The 346-nt window shown below is 40.8% G+C and carries 1 protein-coding gene; it reads right to left on the bottom strand.

The features are described from left to right. On the bottom strand, window positions 1–346 hold a 346-nt coding region (locus tag CA598_RS31815), incomplete at both ends, for a metallophosphoesterase (protein ID WP_179283839.1).

Below are 346 nucleotides of genomic sequence, written 5' to 3' on the forward strand. Positions count from 1 at the left end.
TGTATCTTCTGTCGTCAGGCCGATGATACCGATCTGTTCGCCGTCTACTTCTTTGATCAGTGCAGGGTAGATGGTTGCTGCGTTACCCGACCGACCAATTTCATTGGTGAACATTTTACTTAGGATTTCATCCGCAGAGAAATTTACGTTGGATGAGACAAAAGGGAATTCAGCTTTACGGATGAAATTGGAAAGCGTCTCAGAATTTTTATCAAATTCATGGTTCCCGAAAGTCATAGCATCATATTTTACCAAATTCATGAATCTGAGATCTGCTATACCCAGATATTTATTGAAGTAAAGCGTTCCAGAGAATACATCACCCGCATCGAGAAGAATAGGGTTT

Origin of the sequence: Paenibacillus sp. VTT E-133291 (genome assembly GCF_002264395.1) — a bacterium.
GTDB classification, from domain to species: domain Bacteria; phylum Bacillota; class Bacilli; order Paenibacillales; family Paenibacillaceae; genus Paenibacillus_AQ; species Paenibacillus_AQ nitricinens.